At 62.8% G+C, this 23,348-nt stretch carries 23 protein-coding genes and 2 pseudogenes; 18 read left to right on the plus strand and 7 right to left on the minus strand.

Going from position 1 to position 23,348, the window contains the following annotated elements:
- The first annotated feature begins 42 nt into the window (after nt 1-42).
- Complete coding sequence (locus LGH83_RS08060) at nt 43-873, plus strand: aminotransferase class IV (RefSeq protein ID WP_227401336.1); 831 nt, start codon at nt 43-45, stop codon at nt 871-873.
- Here LGH83_RS08060 and LGH83_RS08065 read toward each other — a convergent pair.
- Nucleotides 864-1,595 carry a 4'-phosphopantetheinyl transferase family protein gene (locus LGH83_RS08065; protein WP_227401337.1) on the minus strand — a complete coding sequence of 244 codons (732 nt, stop codon included), beginning with the start codon at nt 1,593-1,595 and terminating at the stop codon, nt 864-866. The genes LGH83_RS08060 and LGH83_RS08065 overlap by 10 nt on opposite strands.
- A gap of 163 nt (nt 1,596-1,758) precedes the next feature.
- On the opposite strand from LGH83_RS08065, the gene LGH83_RS08070 reads away from it, so the two are divergent.
- From LGH83_RS08070 to LGH83_RS08080, 3 genes are all read left to right on the plus strand, one after another.
- Complete coding sequence (locus tag LGH83_RS08070) at nt 1,759-2,787, plus strand: aldo/keto reductase (RefSeq protein ID WP_227401338.1); 1,029 nt, start codon at nt 1,759-1,761, stop codon at nt 2,785-2,787.
- 99 nt (nt 2,788-2,886) lie between these two features.
- Nucleotides 2,887-3,357: a MarR family winged helix-turn-helix transcriptional regulator gene (locus LGH83_RS08075; RefSeq protein WP_227401339.1), complete on the plus strand. Its 471-nt coding sequence runs from the start codon at nt 2,887-2,889 to the stop codon at nt 3,355-3,357.
- Complete coding sequence (locus LGH83_RS08080) at nt 3,354-4,631, plus strand: MFS transporter (protein WP_227401340.1); 1,278 nt, start codon at nt 3,354-3,356, stop codon at nt 4,629-4,631. Before LGH83_RS08075 ends, LGH83_RS08080 begins: the two co-directional genes overlap by 4 nt.
- 7 nt (nt 4,632-4,638) lie before the next feature.
- Here the strand turns inward: LGH83_RS08080 and LGH83_RS08085 are convergent, their stop codons facing one another.
- Nucleotides 4,639-5,310 (minus strand): helix-turn-helix domain-containing protein, encoded by a 672-nt coding sequence (locus LGH83_RS08085; RefSeq protein WP_227401341.1) that lies wholly within the window; start codon nt 5,308-5,310, stop codon nt 4,639-4,641.
- A gap of 363 nt (nt 5,311-5,673) precedes the next feature.
- Here LGH83_RS08085 and LGH83_RS08090 point away from each other — a divergent pair, with 363 nt between their 5' ends.
- The 4 genes from LGH83_RS08090 (at nt 5,674) to glnT (ending at nt 10,022) form a co-directional block, all read left to right on the plus strand.
- A complete protein-coding gene (locus LGH83_RS08090; RefSeq protein WP_227401777.1) occupies nt 5,674-6,570 on the plus strand; it encodes a class II glutamine amidotransferase in 897 nt (298 codons plus the stop codon).
- 3 nt (nt 6,571-6,573) lie between these two features.
- Complete coding sequence (locus tag LGH83_RS08095) at nt 6,574-7,263, plus strand: GXGXG domain-containing protein (RefSeq protein WP_227401342.1); 690 nt, start codon at nt 6,574-6,576, stop codon at nt 7,261-7,263.
- 62 nt (nt 7,264-7,325) lie between these two features.
- Nucleotides 7,326-8,654 carry an FMN-binding glutamate synthase family protein gene (locus LGH83_RS08100; protein WP_227401343.1) on the plus strand — a complete coding sequence of 443 codons (1,329 nt, stop codon included), beginning with the start codon at nt 7,326-7,328 and terminating at the stop codon, nt 8,652-8,654.
- A gap of 60 nt (nt 8,655-8,714) precedes the next feature.
- Nucleotides 8,715-10,022, plus strand: a complete 1,308-nt coding sequence (gene glnT / locus LGH83_RS08105) for a type III glutamate--ammonia ligase (protein ID WP_227401344.1) — start codon at nt 8,715-8,717, stop codon at nt 10,020-10,022.
- Nucleotides 10,023-10,094: 72 nt separating this feature from the next.
- Here glnT and LGH83_RS08110 read toward each other — a convergent pair whose 3' ends face one another.
- On the minus strand, nt 10,095-11,801 hold the full coding sequence (locus LGH83_RS08110) for an APC family permease (RefSeq protein ID WP_227401345.1): 1,707 nt from the start codon (nt 11,799-11,801) through the stop codon (nt 10,095-10,097).
- A 318-nt stretch (nt 11,802-12,119) separates the two neighbouring features.
- Here LGH83_RS08110 and LGH83_RS08115 point away from each other — a divergent pair, with 318 nt between their 5' ends.
- The 4 genes from LGH83_RS08115 to LGH83_RS08130 are packed head-to-tail and all read left to right on the plus strand — an operon-like array spanning nt 12,120 to nt 15,922.
- The gene (locus LGH83_RS08115; protein WP_227401346.1) at nt 12,120-13,256 is read left to right on the plus strand and encodes an aminomethyltransferase family protein; all 1,137 of its coding nucleotides are present in this window, start codon (nt 12,120-12,122) and stop codon (nt 13,254-13,256) included.
- A 50-nt stretch (nt 13,257-13,306) separates the two neighbouring features.
- Nucleotides 13,307-13,909, plus strand: a complete 603-nt coding sequence (locus tag LGH83_RS08120; RefSeq protein WP_227401347.1) for a dimethylamine monooxygenase subunit DmmA family protein — start codon at nt 13,307-13,309, stop codon at nt 13,907-13,909.
- Nucleotides 13,906-14,871, plus strand: a complete 966-nt coding sequence (locus tag LGH83_RS08125) for a PDR/VanB family oxidoreductase (RefSeq protein ID WP_413771121.1) — start codon at nt 13,906-13,908, stop codon at nt 14,869-14,871. Before LGH83_RS08120 ends, LGH83_RS08125 begins: the two co-directional genes overlap by 4 nt.
- Before the next feature lie 10 nt (nt 14,872-14,881).
- The gene (locus LGH83_RS08130; RefSeq protein ID WP_227401348.1) at nt 14,882-15,922 is read left to right on the plus strand and encodes a heme-dependent oxidative N-demethylase family protein; all 1,041 of its coding nucleotides are present in this window, start codon (nt 14,882-14,884) and stop codon (nt 15,920-15,922) included.
- A gap of 146 nt (nt 15,923-16,068) precedes the next feature.
- Here LGH83_RS08130 and LGH83_RS08135 read toward each other — a convergent pair.
- A pseudogene (locus LGH83_RS08135) lies at nt 16,069-16,463 on the minus strand (transposase); the annotation flags it as partial.
- A 73-nt stretch (nt 16,464-16,536) separates the two neighbouring features.
- Here LGH83_RS08135 and LGH83_RS08140 point away from each other — a divergent pair.
- A complete protein-coding gene (locus tag LGH83_RS08140; RefSeq protein WP_227401349.1) occupies nt 16,537-16,677 on the plus strand; it encodes a helix-turn-helix domain-containing protein in 141 nt (46 codons plus the stop codon).
- 114 nt (nt 16,678-16,791) lie between these two features.
- On the opposite strand, the gene LGH83_RS20085 is transcribed toward LGH83_RS08140, so the two are convergent.
- The 3 genes from LGH83_RS20085 to LGH83_RS08155 form a co-directional block, all read right to left on the minus strand.
- The gene (locus LGH83_RS20085) at nt 16,792-17,115 is read right to left on the minus strand and encodes a pyridoxamine 5'-phosphate oxidase family protein (protein WP_413771122.1); all 324 of its coding nucleotides are present in this window, start codon (nt 17,113-17,115) and stop codon (nt 16,792-16,794) included.
- Nucleotides 17,116-17,240: 125 nt separating this feature from the next.
- Nucleotides 17,241-17,657 (minus strand): DUF1761 domain-containing protein, encoded by a 417-nt coding sequence (locus LGH83_RS08150; RefSeq protein ID WP_227401350.1) that lies wholly within the window; start codon nt 17,655-17,657, stop codon nt 17,241-17,243.
- Nucleotides 17,658-17,660: 3 nt separating this feature from the next.
- A complete protein-coding gene (locus LGH83_RS08155; protein WP_264479150.1) occupies nt 17,661-18,197 on the minus strand; it encodes a TetR-like C-terminal domain-containing protein in 537 nt (178 codons plus the stop codon).
- A 218-nt stretch (nt 18,198-18,415) separates the two neighbouring features.
- Between LGH83_RS08155 and LGH83_RS08160 the strand changes: the two genes are divergently transcribed.
- The 5 genes and pseudogenes from LGH83_RS08160 (at nt 18,416) to LGH83_RS08180 (ending at nt 23,152) form a co-directional block, all read left to right on the plus strand.
- Nucleotides 18,416-19,462, plus strand: coding sequence for an aldo/keto reductase (locus LGH83_RS08160; protein WP_227401352.1), 1,047 nt, complete (start codon nt 18,416-18,418; stop codon nt 19,460-19,462).
- A gap of 189 nt (nt 19,463-19,651) precedes the next feature.
- Nucleotides 19,652-20,772 (plus strand): annotated as a pseudogene (locus LGH83_RS08165) (metallophosphoesterase).
- A 342-nt stretch (nt 20,773-21,114) separates the two neighbouring features.
- Nucleotides 21,115-22,029 carry a hypothetical protein gene (locus LGH83_RS08170; protein WP_227401353.1) on the plus strand — a complete coding sequence of 305 codons (915 nt, stop codon included), beginning with the start codon at nt 21,115-21,117 and terminating at the stop codon, nt 22,027-22,029.
- Nucleotides 22,026-22,292 (plus strand): hypothetical protein, encoded by a 267-nt coding sequence (locus LGH83_RS08175; protein ID WP_227401354.1) that lies wholly within the window; start codon nt 22,026-22,028, stop codon nt 22,290-22,292. Before LGH83_RS08170 ends, LGH83_RS08175 begins: the two co-directional genes overlap by 4 nt.
- Nucleotides 22,293-22,684: 392 nt before the next feature.
- A complete protein-coding gene (locus tag LGH83_RS08180; RefSeq protein ID WP_227401355.1) occupies nt 22,685-23,152 on the plus strand; it encodes a hypothetical protein in 468 nt (155 codons plus the stop codon).
- Nucleotides 23,153-23,348 lie beyond the last annotated feature (196 nt).

The following is a 23,348-nucleotide window of genomic DNA, read 5'->3' on the forward strand; positions in this document are numbered from 1 at the left end:
ATAGCGTCTTCGGCCTCCCCTCACAGCACCGAAGAGAGATCCATGTTCTGGTACCGCGACGCGTGTCACGCCAATGGCGAAGTCCCGTTCGACCTCGCCGACCGGGGGCTGCTGCTGGGCGATGGATTGTTCGAGACCATGCTGGTCCGCGACGGAATACCCCATCAGGCGGGCCGCCACCTCGACCGGCTGATGGCGGGGGCGGCAACACTCGCGATCGCGGTCGAGCGACGGGTTTTGCAGCGTGCCGTGACGCAGCTTTGCGCGGCCGACGCCGGCGCGTGCCGGGCACTTCGGCTGACGGTGACACGCGGGACCGGGCCACGCGGATTGCTGCCCCACCCCGATTGCGCACCGACGGTCTTCGCCTCGACAGCGGCATGGACGCCCGCCATGGCGTTCACGCCGATCCGGCTGGTCACCAGTCCGATCCGGCGCAACGCGTCCTCGCCGGCGTCGCAGCTGAAGACGCTCGGCTATCTCGACAATATTCTGGCGCTGCAGGACGCGAAAGCGCGCGGCGCCGATGACGCCATGTTGCTCTCGATCACGGGCGCGGTCGCCTGCACCAGCGCCGCCAACCTGTTCGCCGTGCGCCACGACCGGCTTGTGACGCCGCCCGCCTCCGATGGCATCCTGCCCGGCACGATGCGGGCGCTGGTGCTCGATCTCGCCGCGACACTTGGGATTCTGGCCGAGGAACGCTCCGTCGGTCCAGACGACCTGCTGCTCGCCGACGCCGTTTTCGCAACCAACAGCCTCCGGCTCCTGATGCCGGTCACGGCGATCGACGGCACCCCTATCCCGACCGCGACCTCACCAGTCTATCCGGCTCTCGCATCGGCGTTGCGCCACAGCCTCGATCAGCATTGAAAAGCGTCGACCCACCGCAGGCGGACGTCGAGCCGATGCGGTGTCGCGTAAGCAACCGCAAGGCGGTGATGCGGCGTGGGAGCCTCGGCGTGAAAGCGCCACCGCTCCGTGTCGTCCGGACACGGGGCGTCGAACGCAATCCGGGGCGTATCGCCCGCGAGATCGAAACGAAAGCCATCGAGCGGGATCGTGACGCCAAGTCCGCGCGCCTTGATATAGGCCTCCTTCAAGGTCCAGATCGTGGTGAAACGCTCGATCAGCGACGTCTTCGGGCCTTGGGCGAGATCAGCGATCTCGGTGGGCATGAAGAAGGCCTTGGCGACCGTGAGCGCGTCGATATCGGGCCGCATCACCTCGACATCCACGCCGACCTCCGGGCCTGATGCGACCGCGAGGGCCAGAAGTCCCTCGGTTCGTGACAGCGTGAAGCCGAGCGGCGGGCCAAAGGCCGGCTGCACCACGAAGGGTCGACCGTGCTGACCAATGCCGAACCGCCAAGCCTCGGGAGGCACGGCGGCATAGAGCGACAAGGTGGTGCGTAAGAGGATACGGCCGAGCAGAAAATCGCGACGCTGCACGGCCAAGCTCAGCGCCTGCCAGCGGGAGCGCTCCACTGCGTCGAGCAACGGCTCCCCGCGCAAGAGATCGGCCTCGCCGACCGACGCGGGATCGACAAGCCAGACATCGACCTGTCCGGACGAGAGACGCAACGACTCGATCACAGCGGCGGCCTCACGCGGTCATGTCGGGTGGGTTCCACTCGTGGACCGCCCGGTATAAAATCATTTGGCCATGACGAACCCGGCGACCCGACGTTCGATCATGCGACCGGTGCTCCTCGTTGACAGCGACGAGACATTCACCAGAAACGCGAAGGATTATGCAATGGATTATCGACGCCTCGGCGGATCCGGCTTCAGTGTTCCGGTTCTGAGTTTCGGCACCGGCACATTCGGCGGCAAAGGCGAGTTCTTCCAGGCCTGGGGCAGCACGGATGTGGCCGAAGCGAGCCGCCTGATCGACATCTGCCTCGACGCGGGCCTGACCCTGTTCGACAGCGCCGATATCTATTCGTCCGGTGCCGCCGAGGAGGTCTTGGGCGAAGCCCTCAAGGGCCGCCGCAATAAGGCGCTGATCTCCACCAAGGCGACTTTTCGGTCGGGCGATGGACCGAATGATGTGGGCTCCTCGCGCTTCCACCTGATCGAGGCCTGCGAGTCGGCGCTTCGTCGGTTACAGACCGACCATATCGACTTGTTCCAACTGCACGGCTTCGACGCCATGACGCCGGTCGAAGAGACGCTGTCGACGCTCGACGACCTCGTGCGGGCCGGGAAGATCCGCTATGTCGGCTGCTCCAACTTCTCCGGCTGGCACCTGATGAAGTCGTTGTCCGTGGCGGATCGCTACAACCTGCCCCGCTATGTGGCGAACCAGACCTATTACTCGCTGATCGGCCGCGATTACGAAACCGAACTGATGCCGCTCGGCCTCGATCAGAAGATCGGCGCCGTCGTGTGGAGCCCACTCGGTTGGGGTCGCCTCACCGGCAAGATCCGGCGCGGCCAGCCCATCCCGGCCGGAAGCCGCCTGCACAAGACGGCCGAGCAGGGTCCGCAAATGGAGGACGAGTATCTCTATCGCGTCGTCGACGCGCTCGACTCCGTCGCGGAGGAAACCGGAAAGTCGGTCCCGCAGGTCGCGCTCGCGTGGCTGCTGACCCGGCCAACGGTCTCGACCCTCGTGATCGGCGCCCGTAACGAGGAGCAACTGCGACAGAATCTCGGTGCGATTGGCTGGAGTCTCAAGGCCGAGCAGATCAAGACGCTGGATGAGGCGAGCGCTCGGCCGCTGCCCTACCCTTATTGGCACCAGAGCGGTTTTGCCGAGCGCAATCCCTTTCCCGTGGACTGAACCGAGCGGCGGGGCGCGGATCAGTCCGCGCCTCCTGCGCCTTTACATTACGGGCAATTGCCCGTAGTTCTCTGAGGCAGGATCAAACCATCGGACCAGATGACCGACGCGCCCGCCGAACTTTGCAATTGCACCGCGCTGCGCCAGACGGCGCGGCACGTCACGCGGCTGTATGACGACGCCTTGGAGCCGGTCGGCATCGGCGTGAACCAATATGCGGTTCTGTCGCGGCTCGACAAGTTTGGACCGACGGCAATCCAACCGCTGGCGCAAGCGCTGGTGATGGATCGTTCGACACTCGGCCATCTGGTGAGGCCACTCGAACAGCGCCGATTGGTGTCCCTGACCGTGTCGGAGCAGGACCGCCGCAGCCGCCTGCTCGTGCTGACGGCGGAAGGGCGTGCCCTGTTGGCCCGAGCGAGACCGCTCTGGGCCGAGGCGCAGTCGCGTTTCGAAACAACGTTCGGAGCCGCTGTGGCATCCGATCTGCGATCCGTGTTGAAGCGGGTCGCCAGTGTCGATTTCAAGACAAAGGCGGCGCGACACGCCCGCGAAGGAGCCGGCTCATGACCCGTCGTCTGCATTATGCCTGGGTCGTCGCCGGGGTCACGTTTCTGGTGTTGCTGATCGGCGCCGGCGTCCGCGCGACGCCTAGCATCCTGATCGTGCCGCTGCAGCAGGAATTCGGCTGGTCGACCGCCACCATCAGCGGCGCCATCGCGATCAACATTTTCCTCTATGGGATGATCGGGCCGTTCGCGGTCGCGATCATCGAGCGGTTCGGGCTGCGACGCGCGGTCTGCGGAGCGCTTCTGCTGCTCGCCTGCGGGGTCGCGGCGACGTCGCTCATGACCAAGCCGTGGCAACTGATGCTGCTCTGGGGCGTCGTCGTCGGGAGCGGCACCGGCATGATTTCCAACGTGCTCGGCGCCACCATTGCGGGGCGCTGGTTCACGCGTCATCGCGGCTTGGTGCTCGGCCTTCTCACGGCCAGCAGCGCGACGGGTCAATTGATCTTCCTGCCGATGCTGGCGGGTCTCGCCACGAGCTTCGGCTGGCGCTCCGTCTCGATCACGGTCGCGGTCATCGCGCTCATGCTGGTGCCGATCGTGGCACTCCTGCTGCGGGATCGGCCGTCCGACGTGGGGATCCCGCGCTATGGCGACACCACACTGCACCATGCGGTCAACACGGTCGGCAATCCGGCCTGGCGGGCTATATCGGCGCTCGGCCGGGGCCTCAAGTCCCGCGATTTCTGGCTGCTGGCCGGCACGTTCTTCATTTGTGGGGCTTCGACCAACGGCCTCGTCGGCACGCATTTAATCCCGCTCTGCTTCGACCATGGCATCCCGGAAGTGACGGCCGCCAGCCTGCTGGCCATGATGGGCATCTTCGACCTGTTCGGCACCACGGCCTCGGGCTGGCTGACGGACCGCTACGACAGCCGCAAGCTGCTGGCCTGGTATTATGGGTTGCGCGGCATCTCGTTGATGTTCCTGCCCTATGCCTTCGATTACAGTTTCTACGGCCTGTCGCTCTTCGCCATATTCTACGGGCTGGACTGGATCGCCACGGTGCCGCCCACCGTCAAACTGGCCGGACGGGCTTTCGGCGAGGACAATGCCGCGCTGATGTTCGGCTGGATCGCGGCATCGCATCAGGTCGGCGCGGCGTCGGCCGCGTGGCTCAGCGGCGTGCTCCGCACGCAAGTCGGAAATTATAACGCCGCGTTTTTCTCGGCGGGCCTGCTCTGCATCGTGGCCGCGATGATGTCGCTGTTGATCGGCTCGGCTTCTCGCAGCGGCTTGCGCGAGGTTCCCTTGCCGAAGGGCGCGACCGCATGAGGATGCCTTACTCGTCGTCGCGCGGGTAGGAGATGATCGACAAAAATCGGATGGGGAGCACGATCATCTCCTCCGGCCCATGCGGTGCATCGGAATCGAAGAACAAGCTATCGCCTGGCGACATTGGATAGAGCTTGTCGGCGTGGCGATACACCACCTCGCCCTCGAGCATGTAGAGAAACTCCAGTCCCGCATGCTGGAATAAGGGGAACACGTCCGACTCCTTGGTCAACGTGATCAGATAGGGTTCCACCACGACGCGAGACGAGCGGTCCCCCGAGTGGCCGAGCAGGTGGTAATGGTGGCCGTTGCGGGTGCCCCGCCGCTCGATCGACAAGCCCTGCCCGGCTTTGACGAAGACGGCGTCGCGCCTCTCCTCGTAACGCCGGAAGAAGGCCGTGACCGGCACACCGAGGGCGCGCGATAACGATTGTAGCGTCGTCAGCGAGGGCGACGTCAGGCCGTTCTCGATCTTCGACAACATGCCGAGCGACAGGCCGGTCGCGGTCGCAAGATCGGAGCCGGTAATCCCGAGCTTGTTGCGGAAGGCGCGAACCTCGCGGCCGATCGCGACCTCGAGCAGATTTTGGCGGGCGCCCTGCATCGCGTGCGGATCCTGCCCGGGCGCTAACGCGGAGCTTGAGCCAGGGGATGCGTTGGCCAAGCCTGTGTCAGCCATCGATCGAGGCGCCACGGCGCTGGGCTGAGACGTGCTCGAAGCCACACGTTTTGGATCGATCGCCAAACCGCTTTTGGGACTGACACCCAGACGCTTACCCATTCGGATGTTTTCCCCTCATCCCGAGATCCTGCTGTCGACACGCCTCGGAGATGTCGATCAACACTCCAACATAAGGCAAGCGGCCGCAATATCGACCGGTTCGCACCCATGGCCCAGGATCGCAAGCTCCAGCTGAGCCGAGCCGACCAACCAAGCTGAGGCTCGATTTTATTCTTCTGAGGAAAATTTCCTTCTTGTCATTTGAACCCCGGCGGTCGATCTGCTAGGACCGGGGTCACGGACGAAGGACGGGTGAGCAAGATGTGCGGTATCGTCGGACTCTTCATCAAAGACAAAGGCTTGGAGCCCCAACTCGGGCATTTGCTGTCCGGCATGTTGACCACCATGTGCGACCGTGGACCGGATAGCGCAGGTTTTGCGGTTTATGGCCAGCCGAAGGACGGCATCGCCAAGATCACGCTGCAGGCCGAAACACCGGAGGTCGCGTTCGCCGGCCTCGCGGCCGCGATCGAGACACTCGTCGGCGCGCCGGTCGGCTTCTCGGTCAAGACCTCGCATGCGGTCCTGAGTGTGCCGAGCGACAAGGCCGACGCGGTTCGCACCGCCCTCCGCCGCGATCATCCGGCGATCCGCATCATGGGTGCGGGCGACTCGATCGAAATCTACAAGGAGATCGGCTACCCGACCGATGTGGCCAAGCGCTTCGACCTTGACCAGATGGTCGGCACGCACGGCATCGGCCATACGCGCATGGCGACCGAATCGGCGGTGACGACGCTCGGCGCGCATCCGTTCTCGACCGGCTCCGACCAGTGCCTCGTCCACAACGGCTCGCTCTCGAACCACAACAACCTGCGGCGTAACTTGAAGCATGACGGCATGACGTTCGAGACCGAAAACGATTCCGAGGTCGCGGCCGCCTATCTGACATGGCGCATGGATCAGGGCCTCAGTCTTGGGCAGGCCCTCGAGAAGAGCCTCGACGACCTCGACGGCTTCTACACGTTCGTGGTCGGCACCAAGAACGGCTTCGGCGTGCTGCGCGATCCGGTGGCGTGCAAGCCGGCGGTGCTGGCCGAGACCGATCAATATGTGGCGTTCGGCTCCGAATATCGGGCGCTTGTCGGGCTCCCAGGCATCGAGACGGCCCGCGTCTGGGAGCCAGAGCCCGCCACCGTCTATTTCTGGGAGCGCTGATCGATGCCGACCGTCGACCTTTCGGTCTCGCCGCTCCGCGAGCTCAACCAGGCGCTGCATGGCCAAAAAGCCGGCACCAACGATACGCTGTGGGAAATTGTCAATCCGCGCGGATCGCATGCCGTGGCGGTGGGCGTCGCGGCCCCGATCTCGATCGAGATCCGAGGCAGCGTCGGCTATTACTGCGCCGGCATGAACCGCGAGGCCAGCATCACGGTGCATGGGTCGGCCGGACCGGGCGTCGCCGAAAATATGATGTCGGGTCACGTCGTGGTGAAAGGCGATGCCAGCCAATATGCAGGCGCGACCGGCAAGGGCGGCCTTCTCGTGATCGAGGGGAATGCCTCGTCGCGGTGTGGGATCTCGATGAAGGGCATCGACATCGTGGTGCGCGGCAGCATCGGCCATATGTCGGCCTTCATGGGCCAGGCCGGCAATCTGATCGTCTGCGGCGATGCGGGCGACGCTCTGGGCGACTCCATTTACGAAGCGCGCCTTTTCGTGCGCGGCACCGTGAAGAGCCTTGGCGCGGACTGCATCGAGAAAGCCATGCGGCCGGAACATCTCGATATCGTGCAAGCCCTGCTCGATCGGGCCGGCATCGCCGATGTCACGGCCGCCGAGTTCAAACGCTATGGCTCTGCCCGCAAGCTCTACAATTTCAACATCGACCACGCCGACGCCTATGGCTAGCGCATCGTCAGGGTTCGCCCCGCCAGTCCGTCCGTCTCAACTCCTGTTCCGGGGTCTTTCGCATGAGCTACACCAACCCGCCGACGACCCCGCGCAAGTCGGCGACGTTCGACGATTACACGCTGTCGGAAATCCGGCGCGCAGCAACCACCGGCATCTATGACATTCGTGGCGGCGGGGCGAAGCGGAAGCTGCCCCATTTCGACGATCTGCTCTTTCTCGGCGCGTCCATTTCGCGCTACCCGCTCGAAGGCTATCGGGAACGCTGCGGCACCGATGTCGTACTCGGAGCCCGCTTTGCCAAAAAGCCAATCGAACTCAAGATCCCGATCACCATCGCGGGCATGAGCTTCGGCTCGCTTTCGGCCAATGCCAAGGAAGCATTGGGACGCGGCGCGACGGCAGCCGGCACCTCGACAACGACCGGCGACGGCGGCATGTCGACCGAAGAGCGCGGCCAGTCGAAGACGTTGGTCTATCAATATCTGCCCTCGCGTTACGGCATGAACCCCGAGGATCTGCTCAAAGCCGATGCGATCGAGATCGTGATTGGGCAAGGCGCCAAACCCGGCGGTGGCGGCATGTTGCTGGGCCAGAAGATCACCGATCGGGTTGCAGCCATGCGGACGCTGCCGAAGGGTATCGATCAACGCTCGGCGTCGCGCCACCCGGATTGGACGGGGCCGGACGATCTCGAGATCAAGATCCTCGAATTGCGCGAGATCACCGATTGGCAGACACCGATCTACGTCAAGGTGGGCGGTGCTCGCCCCTATTACGACGTGGCGCTGGCGGTGAAATCCGGGGCCGACGTGGTCGTGGTCGACGGTATGCAGGGCGGCACCGCCGCCACGCAAGAGGTGTTCATCGAGAATGTCGGCATGCCGACCTTGGCCTGCATCCGTCCGGCGGTCCAAGCTTTGCAAGAGCTCGGCATGCATCGCAAAGTTCAACTCATCGTCTCGGGTGGTATTCGCAATGGCGCCGATGTCGCCAAAGCCCTCGCGCTCGGGGCTGATGCTGTCTCGATCGGCTCGGCGGCGCTCGTCGCGCTCGGCGACAACGACCCTATCTACGAGGATGAATACCGCGCGCTCGGGACGACGGCAGGCGCTTACGACGATTGGCACGAGGGCCGTGACCCGGCCGGGATCACGACGCAAGATCCGGACCTGATGAGCCGGCTCGATCCCGTGCTGGCCGGGCGGCGGCTCGCCAATTACCTGAAAGTGATGGCGCTGGAAGCGCAGACGATCGCGCGCGCTTGCGGCAAGAACCACGTCCATAATCTCGAGCCGGAGGATCTCTGCGCGCTCACGATCGAGGCCGCCGCCATGGCCCGCGTGCCGCTCGCCGGCACCAACTGGATCCCCGGACAGGGTGGCTTCTAGCCGCCCTTCTTTTTGATCGTCCGCCCCTCCTCACCTCTCCAGCCGAACGGAACCACACCTTTGTCCCAGGACTTAGCCAGCCTCGCCAAAGAGCGCGGTATCCGTTACTTCATGATCTCATACACGGACCTGTTCGGGGCCCAGCGGGCCAAGCTGGTGCCGGCCGCCGCCATCGCCGACATGCAGCGCGACGGCGCGGGGTTTGCGGGATTCGCGACCTATCTCGACCTCACGCCCGCCCATCCCGATCTCTTCGCGGTGCCGGATGCCGCAGCCGTCGTTCAATTGCCGTGGAAACCCGAAGTCGCCTGGGTTCCGGCCGATTGCGTCATGGACGGCAAGCCCGTCGGGCAAGCGCCGCGCGTGGTCTTGAAGACGGTGGCGGCCAACGCGGCCCAGCAGGGGCTGCACGTCAAGACCGGGGTCGAGGCCGAATTCTTTCTGATCGATGCCGACGGGGCCGGCATCTCGGACCTGAAGGACAGTGCCGCCAAGCCCTGCTACGACCAGCAGGCCCTGATGCGCCGCTACGACGTCATCGCCGAAATCTGCGACTACATGCTCGCGCTCGGCTGGGCGCCCTACCAGAACGACCACGAGGACGCCAACGGACAATTCGAGATGAACTGGGCCTTTGACGACGCGCTCGTCACGGCGGACCGGCACTCCTTCTTTAAATTCATGGTGCGCTCCGTCGCCGAGAAGCATGGCCTGCGCGCCACTTTCATGCCGAAGCCGTTTCCGACCCTCACCGGCTCGGGCTGCCACGCCCATATCTCGGTGTGGGACAAGACCGGAACCGTCAACGCCTTCCATGACGATGCCGACGAGATGGGCCTCTCGCCGCAGGGCTACAGCTTCCTCGGCGGCATCATGAAACATGCCGAGGCGCTCGCCGCCATCACGAACCCCACCGTCAACAGCTACAAGCGGATCAACGCGCCCCGGACCGTGTCGGGCGCGACCTGGTCGCCCAACAGCGTGACCTGGACCGGCAACAACCGGACCCACATGGTCCGCGTGCCGGGCAAGGGCCGGTTCGAGCTGCGCCTGCCCGACGGGGCCGCCAATCCCTATCTGCTCCAGGCCGTCATCATCGCGGCGGGCCTCGATGGCGTTCTGACCAAGGCCGACCCTGGCAAGCGCTACGATATCGACATGTATCAGTTCGGCCATACGGTCACGGATGCGCCGAAACTTCCGTTGAACCTGCTCGACGCGTTGCGGGCGTTCGACAAGGACGAGGGCTTGAAGACCGCGCTCGGAGCCGAGTTCTCGGCCGCCTATATCAAAATGAAACAGGCCGAGTGGGCCAGCTTCATGGGTCACTTTACGCAATGGGAGCGCGACACCACCCTCGACGTGTGAGTCGAACGATCGGACTCTCTACCCAAAGCGGCCGGGCATCAGCCCGGCCGTTTTATTATATCGGCCGGTGAATCAGATCACGAAGACCCAATTGGCGACGAGCAGCACCACAACGCCGGCCGCCAATGTGAGATAGGGCAGCATACCGGCCTTGCGGGTCGCAAGGGCGCCCTGGCTCATGCCGAGGTCGTCGAGCATGTGGTCGGGAAATCGTCCCTTATCCTGCACATAATGGCGGAAGCAGAACACCGGGACGATCAGCGCGGCCGTGATCAGGCCGGCCCAAAGCGCCAGCGGGTTCCAGGTTTTGGCGCCCGCCCCCATGAAGACGACATTGACGAAGGCGAAGATCGTGCCGATCCCGAGCAGCCACGTCGGAGCGCGCCAGGGGCGCTTGATATGGCCGTTATCGATGCGGTGGATCCAGCCTGCGTTGAGGTTGAGGAAGTTGAAGATGATGTAGCCGCAATTCGACACCGCCAGAATGAAGAAGAAGCTGGTGGCGTCGGAGGCCGCGATCGCGAGCACGACAAGGTTGAAGACGAGGTCGGTCCACATGGCCCGCGTCGGCGCGCCATGCTGGTTGACGTGGCTGAGGTAGCGTGGAAGCCACCCATCGACGGAGCCCTGGTAGAGCGTGCGGGATGAGCCGGCCATTGCGGTCATGATGCAGAGCATGAGCGCGAGGATCATCAGCATGACCAGCAGGCCGTGCACCATCTGTCCGCCGCCCACCATGCTGGCCATGGCGTCGGCAACGCCGGAGCCATCGACGATGGGGGTCGCGAGCATGCCATTGAGGCCGAGAACGCCTTGAAACGTGAACGGCACCAAGATGTAGAGAACGAGGCACAGCAGCCCCGAGTAGAAGATCGCCTTGAACGTATCGGTACCGGGGTTCTTGAACTCGCTCGTGTAGCAGACCGCCGTCTCGAACCCGTAGGTCGACCAGGCCGCGATGAACATGCCGCCGAGCACCAGCGTCCATCCGCCGATCGACCAGGTGCCGGGCTCGGGCGCATAGGCGACCGCAAGGGGGGTCAGAGGGGAGAAATTAGCCCAATTGATCTGGCCCGTGAGGATCGGCACAAGGCCGACGATCAGCATCGGAATGATGACAAGCAGGCCGATATACTTCTGGACGTTCGCGGTACCGAGAATGCCGCGATGCTGGATCGCGAAGGTTAGCAGCATCAGCACGGCGCCGATGAAGAACACCGCATTGAGCGAGAAGCTGACCGGGCCCAGCGTGTGGCTGAACAAGGTCCAGCTACGCAAGGCCGGCGTCGCGGCAGCCGTAACGGCTGCGACCGCGTCGGTCGGGCTGGTGCCCGCATGGGCGCCGATCCAGCCAACGACCTCGGGCGAGGTCGGGGTGAAGAGTGGAATGGGCGCGACCGCATTCAGAATATAGGCGGCCGCAATGGAGCAGCCGAGCGAGAGCACTTGCGACCAAGCGAACCAGTTGCACCAGACCGAAAGCGGCGCGATGAGCTTGGAGTAAGGGAGCCACGCCGTCGCGCCATAGATCGAGGCGCCACCGGATTTATTGGGAAAGAGACCGGCGATCTCGGCATAGGTGAAGGATTGCAGAAAACCCATCAGCATCGACACGATCCAGATATACACCGCCAAGGTGCCGGTCGTGCCCGCGATGCCGCCGATCGAGAACAGCACCAGCGCGGGAACGCCGCTGGCGACCCAAAAGGCGCCTCGCCAATCGATCGTTCGCTGAAGCTGCCCCTCCAGCGGGAGGATGTCGTCGGTGACGGCGCTCATATGCAATCTCCCCTGGCGATGATGAGGACCCCTTGGACCGGATCTCGGACACAGGAAGGGCGAAACAAACTTTCCTGATAGTGAAACGTGACATATTGCCAGAGGCGGTCAAATGGATAATTTCGGCGCGGGGCATTCTTTTTCGGCGCTGACGATGAAAGCGTGAGCAGAGGCTGGCGTGACGAATTCAAGCCGAACGTGCCTTGCAAGATTTCACACTGGACAAAATAGTTTCTTGACTGGAAACTTGGCGCGTCCGGTGAGAGCACCGCACCGACGTCGCCTCGGCCACGCGTCGCGGTTAAAGGGAGCGTGTGAATGAGCGTGATGTCATGGCGGCGATCGCCTCTGGCGGACCGGCACAGGGCGCTCGGGTCCAGTCTCGAAGACTGGAACGGCATGGAGACGGCCTGGACCTATACGGCCTCGACGCTTGCTGACGAACATGAGGCGATCCGCACCAAAGCCGCCATCATGGATGTCTCGGGCTTGCGGAAGGTGCATCTCACCGGGCCGCATTCACACCACGTGCTGCAACGGGCGACGACCCGCGACGTGCGAAAGATCTATCCCGGACGATCCGTCTATGCCGCCATGCTGAACGATGGCGGCAAGTTCACCGACGATTGCATTCTGTACCGCACGGGGCCGAATTCATGGATGGTCGTGCTCGGATCGGGCACAGGCTACGAGGAATTGACGCGCGACATCGTCGGCAAGAACGCGGCACTGCTGTTCGACGACGATCTGCAGGATCTATCGCTGCAAGGCCCGCTCGCGATCGAATATCTGGCGCGCCACGTCCCTGGCCTGCGCGAGTTGAAATATTTCCATCATCTGCAGACCGTTCTATTCGGCAAGCATGTGATGATCTCGCGCACCGGCTACACGGGCGAGCGCGGCTATGAAATTTTCTGCCGAGCCGAGGATGCGCCTGCGATCTGGGATCAGATCGTGTCCGAGGGTCGCGAGATAGGGATCATCCCGGCCTCGTTCACGGCGCTCGACTGGTTGCGGGTTGAGAGCTACCTGCTGTTCTACCCCTACGACAACTCGCAGATGTATCCCTTCGCGGACGAGCCCCCCGGCGACACGCTGTGGGAACTCGGCCTCGATTTCACGGTCTCGCCCGACAAGGTGGGGTTTCGTGGCGCGGAGGAGCATTATCGACTGAAGGGCCGCGAGCGCTTCAAGATCTATGGCGTTGTGGCCGAGACCGACACGGTTCTCGAAGGCGGCGACGTGTTGCTGCATGAGGGCAAGCCCATTGGCGTCGTCACCTGCGGCATGGTGTCGAGGCTGACGGGACGATCGCTCGCGATCGCGCGCATGAGCGTCGAGGCGGCGCGCGAAGGCACACCGCTCGAGGTAAACGGCAAGGCCGTGCAGTGCAAAGCCATCGCCCATCCGATCAATTTCGACGATCCTCAGAAGAAGAAGCGCACGGCGGCATAGCGGTTGCAAAGCAGGGCCGACACAGCCGATCACCAACCAGCCAGGGACCCATGCTTCAGCCCAGCATCAAGAGCCGCCCCGTCTACGGCACCTTGACGCCCCGCGCCGGCTCCGAGCATCTGATCGTGGCCGATGCAGCCGGGGCAGACGCCATCCTCGACATGACCGCCATCGCACCGCTCGGCTTTTTCGATAAGGCACATATCCTCTACGTGCCGATCGAACACTCCAATCGTGAACGCAGCGACCGCTTGCGGGCGCTCGAGGCGGCGATGTTCTACGAGGGACCGAGTCTCGCGGCCGCCCTGCCCCGCCTAGCACAAGCCTTGGCGAATGCACGCATGGGCACGCGGCTCTACCTCGCCGGAACCGAAGGGTTGATCGGGCAAGCCATGAAGATGGCGCTCGATGCCGGCATCGACCACAGCTCGATCGAGACCGAGCATCGCGGGTCAACGGCCCGCCGCGTGCAATGCGTCCATTGCAAAGGCATAACGGAGAATGTCACCACACAGCCTGCCGTTTGCTCCCACTGCGGCCTGACGCTCTTCGTGCGCGATCACTATTCGCGGCGCATCGCGGCCTTCCAGGGCGTCTGCATCGACGCGGAGGAACCCGGCATCGTTCCACCAACCGAGGAGGCCTTTCCGTGAGCGACAAGGCCCCCCGCATCGCCGTGACGGTCGCCGACGTCGTCGCGGTCACGCCATTTATCAAGCGATTCCGTTTGGAGCCGCTCGATCCCGGCCCGCTCCCGCCCTTCTCCGGCGGCGCCCATGTGGTCGTCGAGATGCAGGACGGCGATCTCGTCCGACGCAATGCCTATTCACTCATGAGCCCGCCGTCCGACACGTCGCATTACACCATCAGCGTGCGGCGGGACGAAAGCGGGCGTGGCGGCTCGCGCTTCCTCCACGATCACGTTCGGCCGGGCATGACGCTTCACATCACGCATCCGGTCAATCTGTTTCCGATCGACCATCGCGCCACGAAGCATGTGTTGATCGCGGGCGGTATCGGCATCACGCCGTTCCTGGCGATGGCCGAGCAATTGGCGCAAGACCACACGCCTTTCGACCTGCATTACGCCTTCCGCTCGCGCGATCATGCAGCCTATGCGGACAATCTCGAAACCCGCTTCGGCACGCGCGTGCATCTCTATCACGGTGACCGGGGCGAGGCTCCGCCGCTCGACCGCTTGCTCCGCCAACAGCCACTCGGCACCCACCTCTATGTGTGCGGTCCGGCCGCCATGATCGACTGGGTGCTCGGAAGCGCCCGCGCGGCGGGCTGGCCGGACCACAACCTCCACCATGAACGCTTCATCGCGCCCGCGATCGGCACACCCTACGAGGTCACGCTCGCCCGCGCCGCCGTAACGGTGCGGGTCGGGTCGCACCAATCCATGCTGGAGGCGATCGAAGCCGCCGGGGTGGACGCGCCCTCGATGTGCCGCGGCGGCGCCTGCGGGCAGTGCGAAACGACCGTTCTGTCGTGCGAGGGGACCCTGCTGCACGCCGACCACTTCCTGACCGACGCCGAGAAAGCCTCGAACACCCGGGTCATGCCATGCGTGTCCCGGTTCGAAGGGCAGCGGCTCGTTCTGGATCTTTAAGGAGCAACCGATGGGCATCGTCTTCCGCAAGGAAACGTTTCGCGACGACTTCTCCTTCCGTAACAGCCCGGCCAACATCCGGCGCTTTCCGTTCCCGTTCGATCGGGACGCTTACATGTACGCGGTCAACATCGAGGCCCATACCAAGGGCCGACCCGGCACGGTGTTCGAGAACGGCATCGACGTCGACGAGCATTATGTCTCCGAGATGCAAGACCGTGCGCTCGTGCTGGCCGAGGATCCGCTGCGCTGCCAGTCCCTCCCCCATATGGAACTCGCTGGCTGGGACCTTCTCGAACTTCTGATGGAGCAGCAGGCGGGAGGCTATCCGGAGCATTTCGAGCTGCACCGCGAGGGCCTGAACTGGCGCTGGATCAACCGGCCGCTCGGCATCGACGATCGATTCGTCTTTGGCGACGTTTCGACGCTTCCCTACGGGCCAATGGAATATATCACGCGGCAGTCGCAGGGCGACTTCTGCCTGCTCGACCAACGCGACGACAATCTCTGGATGGATGCCGGCATCGTCACGACCCAGGCCGACTGGTCGCTCGATTTCGATATCGGCATGAACTTCATGGAATGGCATGCGCCGGTGCCGCGCGCCCATGAGATGGGGGTGTTCGACCGAGCGCTGAAATTCATGTTGAACCTGCGGCACGGCCACCCGATGCGTCGGTTCAACTGGACCATGACGATCAATCCGCGTCTCGACACCAGTCCTGAAAATTATCACAAATGGGGGCCGGAGCGGACCACGGTGACGACCGAAAACGTCGGCGACAAGGTTCATCTGCGAGTCGAATTGCAGAGCTTCTGGCGGTTGCCCCGCTCCAACGCGGTGGTGTTCCCGATCCGCTGCTATCTTCTCAAACTCGATGAACTCGTCACCGTGCCGAAATGGGCGCGGCGGATGCATCGGGTGCTGCGCGACCTGCCGCAGGACCTTGTCGACTACAAGGGCATGACGCGGTGGCGCCCCCTGGCGATCGACTATCTTGCGGCCTTCGACGACGGCGCGCCGACTTCACCCGGCTTCTGGCCGGACTGAACCCCGACTACTCGAGATCAGGCTTGAGCACCTCCTTGCTCTATTCCATATGGCATAGCTTGAGCGGCCTTAGCGGCGGTGTCCGTAGTGATAATGGGTATGATAGCTGTAGTGGTTGTGCCAGCCGCCACCGCCGCGTCCGCGCCATCGTCCGGCTTGCTCGCCCGGTAGCGGACGCTGCTCCGATCGACCCCAATCACCCGGCACGCCTGCCGCTTGCTCATCGAAAAGGCCGCCTGCACATACGCTGCGGCCTCCCGTCGCGCGGCAGGCGTCACCACTTTTTTCCCAGCAGATCCTTCACCGCCACGTTGTCCAGCATGGCCTCCGCCAGGAGCCGTTTCAGCTTGGCGTTCTCGGCCTCGAGGCCACGCAACCGCTTGGTCTCCGACACGTCCAGCCCGCCATACCTAGCCTTCCAGGTGTAGAAGCTTGCGTCGCTCATCCCGTGCTTGCGGCACAGCTCGGCCACCGGCACGCCGGCTTCCTGCTCCTTTAGGATGCCGATGATCTGCTCTTCCGAAAACCTCGACTTCTCCATCCGTCGGTCCCTTCAGTAGGCCGGACTCTAGATCCGCGTGGAGGAAATTTCGGGGGTCACGTCAACGCTCGCGATGGATCTCCTTCGCCGCAGGGGCGGCAGCATCGCTGAAGTGGCCGGACGTATCGGCTACAGTTCGGCTAACACGTTCAGCACAGCGTTCAAGCGCCATTCCGGTCAGACGCCTGCACAATATGCTCGCGGCGGGAGCTGAGAGGAGGACAGCAGTGTTCCAGCGCTTTCCCCGCATACGATCGATTCTGAGAACGCCGATACCTTCGTGCCCGGCGTTCTCAATCGATAAAACCGTCCTCGAGTTGGCCGACAATCAGGGAATGATTGTGCCTTCGTGGCCGCCATCCCAGTAGCGAATGCTCTCGGCTTGAACCTGGATCATCACGACGCCAGGCGTATCGATTCCTTCAGGAAAATAACGGTCGAGGTCTTTGGTCCAATGATCGGCAAACGTCGCCTTATCCTCGATCAGCGAAGCAAACCCTTCGACCTCAACGAACAGCGGGGGGCCACCCAGCATGCCGTGGACCGTCAGCCAGAGGGCGAAGGCCCGGGCTTCCGGGAAGTGCAGCACTGGCAGGTTGCCCTGCACCGCGCCGGCCGCAAGCGCATGAGCATCGCCTTCAGCTGACGACATGGGGGACGATGCAGATCAGCACGCACGTCGCAAGGAACGAGCTGGTGTAGAGAAAGCCGTAGCCAGGCGTATAACCTGAAGACAACGGTCCCCGTGCCGCGTGATAACTCGGCCGAAACGCGATTTCATGACAGGGCCACGAGTATCGCGCACGAAAGCAAACTTCCGAGGATAAAGAATGGCGCGTTCAGCGCCGTGTAAAAAAAGGGACGGGGAAACAGAGGATTGATAGCAATGTTAAGCGTCATCGGAACGAGGTAGCCGACACCGATCAGGAGCCCCAGCTCCAGAGCGGGACCGTATCTGGTGACGTCCAGCGCAGCCAGCAGGATCGCCGATGTGGCGATCGTGAACGCGCTGCACACGAACGGACCAATGAGAGACAATGCTCCTGGTTTCTCTGGAGGCCGATCGGAAATGCCGAGTGCGATCGGGTAGAATTTTCCGACCAGTGCGACGAACCATATGGCGCCGAGAAGGAAATTGGCTACACTCGCCGCCAAGACAGCGAGCCAGTTTACATGGGACAACGCAGCGATCATTTTCTATCCTGTTATTTTAGGGTTCTTTAGGCGCGAGAGTGTCGTCGCCACATTGCCGATCGACAGCGCTGGCAGAAGAACGTGGTCGATCATCTCGACCAAAAAGGCGCGATCAAACGGCTTGCGCTCGATCAGCGACCGATAGGCGGCTAGCGACGGTATGATCGTTGCCATCGTCTCGACAGGGGCGTCCGCTGCGATTTCGCCGCGGGCGATGGCAGCACGAAGTACGGCACGGTTTGCCTCGACCCATGGCTCGACGATGGCATTGCTGGCAGCACCGGAGAGCGAGGCATCCTGCGCCAACAGAGCGGAGAGCCCAGCGAGTGCACGCAACTTGCGCTCGCTTTCCTCGACCGTCGATGGCTTGAACAACGCGAGCATATCGCCGCGTAGGGAGCCGGTGTCGGGTAAGTTGCTCAAATCGACCTGCTCGCGCTTCATCTGTGCCACGGCGTCGAGAACCATGTCGCCCTTCGACGACCAGCGCCGATAGACCGTCGCCTTGCCTGCCTTCGCGCGCACCGCGACCATATCCATCGTCATGCGGTCATAGCCGACCTCGCCGAGAATGGTGATCGCCGCTTCCAGGATGGCACCGTCACGCGACGCGTCGCGCTTGCGGCCGAGCCGGGGTGCGTCAGCCGCTATCGTGTCCGATTGATCCGTCATTACACTTTTCCGATAATACGGGGTTCCGGAACTATCAAGTTCCGATTATGTTGGGTTCTCCATAATTATCATCAAGGATCAACCCCATGCGCTACAATCGTCTCGGCCAGACCGGCCTCTTCGTGTCGGAGCTGTGCCTCGGCACGATGACGTTCGGACAGGCAAGCGGTCAGTATGCTGCGGCCAGCGGGGTCGGGCAGGATGCCGTCGACACGATCCTGCGCGACGCGGTCGACGCCGGCATCAATTTCATCGACACAGCCAATGTCTATGCTGATGGCCAAGCCGAGGAGATCGTCGGTCAATCACTGAAGACGCTCGGGATCGCCCGTAAGGACGTGGTGCTCGCAACGAAGTTCGAGCATGCGACGGGGCCGGGGCCAAACGATGGTGGCGGATCGCGCGTGCATATCGTCGAGGCCGTGAAGGCCAGCCTCAAGCGGCTCGGCACCGATCACATCGACCTGTACCAGATGCACGGCTGGGACCCGGCGACGCCGGTCGAGGAGACGCTGCGTGCTCTGGACGATCTCGTCCGTGAGGGACTGGTCCGTTATGTCGGCGTATCTAATTGGGCGGCGTGGCAGGTCGCCACGGCGCTTGGCGTCAGCGACGCGCGCGGACTTGCGCGCTTTCAGTCCTATCAGGGCTATTACTCGCTCGTTGGGCGTGAAATCGAACGTGAGGTCACGCCGATGCTGGGTGCACACGGCCTTGGCCTGATCGTCTTCAGTCCGCTGGCTGGCGGGTATCTGACCGGCAAGTACCGGGATGGTGCAGCCGGTGGGCGACGTTCGACCATCGCCTTTCCCCCGGTGGACGACGATCGCGGCGCCCACGTGCTGACGGCCATGGATGGCATTGCCGCCCGCCACGGTTGCACGCACGAGGCAATCGCCATCGCATGGCTGCGTCAGCAGCCCGCGGTGACCAGCATCATCACCGGGGTGAAGAGCGCAGAGCAGCTCACCGCCAACCTCAAGGCGTCCGACGTCACACTGTCGGACGAGGAGATGAAGGCACTCGGCGACGCAGCGCCGCTGGCAGTGGAATATCCCGGCTGGATGCTGGCGCACGGAAGCGCCGGACGTGCGGCGCTGCTGGCAACGGGCGCGATGCCGACGGGCCATTGATGCCAAGGCGGCGTCCGCAGCCGCGGGCGCCGTCCTCCGCGAGGAACGGACCGATCGAGACCATCGGCATATCGCCTTTCCACGCCCGGCGATGCAGATGACGCGCGCATGGACGAAATCCACGCCGTAGCCGCTTCGTCCCCGAAATAATTTCGAACGCCGCCGACCGTTGCAGTCCGGAGAGAACCGATCTTCCATCTTATCTTCAGCTTGCCCAGCCTGTTCGTGATCGGGCGTTTCCTGTGGCCCCTCGACATCCCGATCGTGATGAAGAGCGGGATTGCCGTCCTGCTGTTGTTCGCCTCGCAATATCACCTCTGGTCCCGCCTCTCGTCCGGTTCGGTCTTCTCGCCCGAGTTCCCCCGGGCGATCGTGATCGGCTTCAACTGGGCTTTCGGCGCGATCCTGTTGCTTGCGGTGTTGCAGCTCCTGCTCGACGCCGGCACGCTGGTAACCGTGATCGTGGGAAAGGGAGGCGCGCCCGTCCCCGATGCTGCGCGCTACGCCATTGCCGCTGCCGCTACGGTGCTGGCGGCGATCGGGATCCAGCAGGCGATCCGCGTTCCGCCGATGAAAGATGTCGAAATCCGTATCGCCGGGCTGGACCCGGCGTTCGACGGCTACACCATGCTGCACCTCACCGACCTGCATATCAGCAGGCTGTTTCCGCAAAGCTGGGCCCGGGCGGTCGTGGATCGATCCAACGCCCTGGCACCCGACCTGATCGTCGTGACGGGCGACTTCATCGATGGCACCGTCGACGCGTGTCGGGCCGACGTCGAGCCGCTGCGGGACCTGCGCGCGCGGGACGGCACCCTCTTCATTCCTGGTAATCACGAGTATTTCTTCGGTTATCGGGACTGGATGCGGCATCTATCGGGAATGGAATGCACCTTCTCGAGAACGAGCATACGGTCCTTCAGCGGAATGGTGGCAGGCTCGTCATCGCAGGTGTGACCGATCTTTCCGCACCTGAGACTGGCAACGCGGCCCCCGATCTGCCTTCGGCTTTTGAGGAATGCGCCTACTGACGTCCCCGTTAACCTACTCGATCATCAGCCAAAGAACGCCCGCAACGCTGCCGGTCGCGGCATCTCCTTGCAACTATCCGGGCATACGCACGGGGGCATGATCCTGGGCCTCGACCGTCTGGCTGCACTTGCGAATGCCGGATTCGTGTCCGGCCGCTATGACGTGGACGGCATGCGCTATGCGTGAGCAACGGTACAGCGCTTTGGGCGGGGTTCGCTCTCCGGCTCGGCCGCCCGTCCGAACTGACGCGCATTACGTTGCGAAGAAAAGCCGCCTAAACGTCGCTGTGAATTAGGGTCGACCGATACCTCTGGGTCATCTGGCGTTTCCCAATTCGTACTCGCGACGGGTTTCGGGAAGGTCTGCGCTTTCCCTTTCTCGATCCTTGGAAGAATGCCGATCCTGTGTCTCCCGCCCCGCTGACACGCACTTTGACAATCCGCTGACACTGACTGCGGAAACTAACAGCCATATCTACCCACTGGGGATGTGTACGGAAACGGATCGTTTGATGCACACACATTAGATGAATTTATTTTGCGTTTGCTCATATGGCTCTTGCGTCGAATCGCTTTTTGACCCTATATAGTTTTACGCAAATAAGCAGCATGGATTCATATATGACCCGCTTTGTAAAAACTGAGATGCTCGACGAGCTCCGTACAATCTTCCTGTTCGAGGCCGACCACCTTCTGATGGGTGCAGGGCCGGAAATGGCCGAGCGCTTCGTCGGATTCGAGCCAGGTGATGCAGGCGAGTATTGCCATCGGTCGCCGGCTGATGTCGACCTCAGCCGCTTCCAGATCACAACAGCGTTCAATGCTGGCTACGACTACGCCTTTCGTCCCAGTGTCATGAACACGCTTGGTGAAGGCGAGGTGCAGGACCTGCACGTCTTCATGCTTGGAACGCCAAGGGCGGGCGGCATTGGTTCAGGCGGCGAGACTCATGCCTTTATGACCCAAAGCGGCCTTTGCCAGACTGTCGCCGATACGGTCCTCGCGAGGTGGAAGCTCGAATGGGACGGAAGTGGAACCGCAGTTCACGATTTTACAACGCGGGAATTGGCGCTCCTCGCCGACATGACAGAGGGCGCCGTCCGCAATGCCCTGGCCGACAAAAGCGATAGCGGCCTCCGGGCAATCCCCGGAACCAAGAATCCCGTCATGGTCGAGCACGCTGAGGCCATGCGTTGGCTCAAGGGCCGCCGTGGCTTCATCCCGACACCTGGTCGAGCCAGCGAGGATCGATTTTTGACGGAACACCTTCAAAGCGTCCAGTCGGCGGAAGCACTCGGGCACCTCATCGGCCGGCGACTGTGGGATACGTTTGGCTCTCCTGATAAGGCACCCGCAGCTCTGGCCTGGACCGTCGCCGATATGGACGGTTGGCAAATAGGCACCCAGACCTTTCGAGAAGACCAGGCCCGTCAGCTGGCACAAGCGCTCGATATGGATGTGCCTCTCTTTGTCGGCAAAGCCCTGGAGGTGACACTCCGCCGCGACCTCTCCAGCGCGAAAGGAGGACGGTCATGATCGATGCCAGCTTCACCGCACACGCAGGCCGCCGCTGCCAGCAGCGCGCCATCCCGCCTATGGTTGTTGAACTGCTGGAGCGCTGCGGCAGTGAGCGGCGGTGCGGTCAAGCGGACCGGCTCTTTTTTGATAAGGCGGCTAAGAAGCGGCTCAGGCAGCACCTGGGTGGCAAGCGAGGCCTCCAGCTGATCGAGCGCTGGATGAGCGTCTATGCGGTCATCGGTGACAACGGCCGCGTCATTACGGTTGCGCATAGCCGCTGATTACTCATCGGTCGCTCCTTCCACATACGGGTCATCACACCCTTAGAAAGCTTTTCATTCCCATGGACAACAACCAGAAGACCCGTGCGAGCCTTCCCGTTCACGGTCGCATCGCATGCTCGATATGTCACGGCACAAAGCCCTTTGCTTTCGACGAAACTCGCACGGAGCGCGAGCAGAAAGACTGGCGGATCACCGCCAATCCCCTAGCCTGGGGCAATCAGCGACCCGAAGTTCTTGTGCTAGGCTTCTCGAAGGGACCCAGCCAAGCGGACTCCCTGCGGCGGCTTCCGCACAACGAGATCCCTTATCGCAAGGGCAGGACGCAGGTCGGCAAGATCCTGGCCCATATCGGTCTCCTGCCGCCGGCATCGAAGGAAGCACTCAGGAAAATGGTTGAGGCTGCCATCGCCGACCAACATGGTCGCTTTGGTTGGGGGTCGCTGATCCGCTGCACCGTCGAGCGGTTCGATTCCAACAAGGGCGAGTGGGTCGGCAGCGGCGGCATGATAGATCAATTCATGGCAACCACTTTCGGCCAGACGATCGCCATCGGATGCGCAACCAAGTTTCTCGGAGCCCTACCGCCCGAGACAAAGCTGGTGATCATGTTCGGCCTTGGCGCAGGCGGCAGCTATGTCGCAACGGCGCGGAACGCATTCGAGAAGGCCCGTCCCGGCGCATGGCATACCGTGAACGAAGTCGCATATTCGGACGGCAAAATCACCGTCGTTCACGTTGAGCACTTCGCGTCGCAGGGAGCAAACATTCCAAATTGGCTGGGAGAAACCGAGCACCAGCGGGCGCGGCTCGGGCTTCTGGCTCGCTCGGCCGTTGCGACCGTCCATCAGACCTGCTGAGATGTGCGACATACCCTCGTTTCATACCCATCTAAGGTGACGGGTTTAGATATGAGGACAACGATCGTTTTAGTTACATCCAATCAAATCTCTAAATCTCGGAGATGAATGATCTGTGTCGGCTAGGTTAGCTTAATTTATTGTCACGATTCAGACAACGATATCGTTGTCGATCCAAGAACGCAGCCGACGTTTG

The organism is Lichenihabitans sp. PAMC28606 (assembly GCF_020616535.1).
In the GTDB taxonomy this organism is placed as follows: Bacteria; Pseudomonadota; Alphaproteobacteria; order Rhizobiales; family Beijerinckiaceae; genus Lichenihabitans; species Lichenihabitans psoromatis.

Bases quoted from the DNA above. Each gene is read 5' to 3' on its own strand.
- LGH83_RS08060 (WP_227401336.1), top strand. From the start codon at position 43: ATGTTCTGGTACCGCGACGCGTGTCACGCCAATGGCGAAGTCCCGTTC.
- LGH83_RS08070 (WP_227401338.1), top strand. From the start codon at position 1,759: ATGGATTATCGACGCCTCGGCGGATCCGGCTTCAGTGTTCCGGTTCTG.
- LGH83_RS08075 (WP_227401339.1), top strand. From the start codon at position 2,887: ATGACCGACGCGCCCGCCGAACTTTGCAATTGCACCGCGCTGCGCCAG.
- LGH83_RS08080 (WP_227401340.1), top strand. From the start codon at position 3,354: ATGACCCGTCGTCTGCATTATGCCTGGGTCGTCGCCGGGGTCACGTTT.
- LGH83_RS08085 (WP_227401341.1), bottom strand. From the start codon at position 5,310: ATGGCTGACACAGGCTTGGCCAACGCATCCCCTGGCTCAAGCTCCGCG.
- LGH83_RS08090 (WP_227401777.1), top strand. From the start codon at position 5,674: ATGTGCGGTATCGTCGGACTCTTCATCAAAGACAAAGGCTTGGAGCCC.
- LGH83_RS08095 (WP_227401342.1), top strand. From the start codon at position 6,574: ATGCCGACCGTCGACCTTTCGGTCTCGCCGCTCCGCGAGCTCAACCAG.
- LGH83_RS08100 (WP_227401343.1), top strand. From the start codon at position 7,326: ATGAGCTACACCAACCCGCCGACGACCCCGCGCAAGTCGGCGACGTTC.
- LGH83_RS08110 (WP_227401345.1), bottom strand. From the start codon at position 11,801: ATGAGCGCCGTCACCGACGACATCCTCCCGCTGGAGGGGCAGCTTCAG.
- LGH83_RS08115 (WP_227401346.1), top strand. From the start codon at position 12,120: ATGAGCGTGATGTCATGGCGGCGATCGCCTCTGGCGGACCGGCACAGG.
- LGH83_RS08120 (WP_227401347.1), top strand. From the start codon at position 13,307: ATGCTTCAGCCCAGCATCAAGAGCCGCCCCGTCTACGGCACCTTGACG.
- LGH83_RS08130 (WP_227401348.1), top strand. From the start codon at position 14,882: ATGGGCATCGTCTTCCGCAAGGAAACGTTTCGCGACGACTTCTCCTTC.
- LGH83_RS08140 (WP_227401349.1), top strand. From the start codon at position 16,537: ATGGATCTCCTTCGCCGCAGGGGCGGCAGCATCGCTGAAGTGGCCGGA.
- LGH83_RS20085 (WP_413771122.1), bottom strand. From the start codon at position 17,115: ATGTCGTCAGCTGAAGGCGATGCTCATGCGCTTGCGGCCGGCGCGGTG.
- LGH83_RS08150 (WP_227401350.1), bottom strand. From the start codon at position 17,657: ATGATCGCTGCGTTGTCCCATGTAAACTGGCTCGCTGTCTTGGCGGCG.
- LGH83_RS08155 (WP_264479150.1), bottom strand. From the start codon at position 18,197: ATGGATATGGTCGCGGTGCGCGCGAAGGCAGGCAAGGCGACGGTCTAT.
- LGH83_RS08160 (WP_227401352.1), top strand. From the start codon at position 18,416: ATGCGCTACAATCGTCTCGGCCAGACCGGCCTCTTCGTGTCGGAGCTG.
- LGH83_RS08170 (WP_227401353.1), top strand. From the start codon at position 21,115: ATGACCCGCTTTGTAAAAACTGAGATGCTCGACGAGCTCCGTACAATC.
- LGH83_RS08175 (WP_227401354.1), top strand. From the start codon at position 22,026: ATGATCGATGCCAGCTTCACCGCACACGCAGGCCGCCGCTGCCAGCAG.
- LGH83_RS08180 (WP_227401355.1), top strand. From the start codon at position 22,685: ATGGTTGAGGCTGCCATCGCCGACCAACATGGTCGCTTTGGTTGGGGG.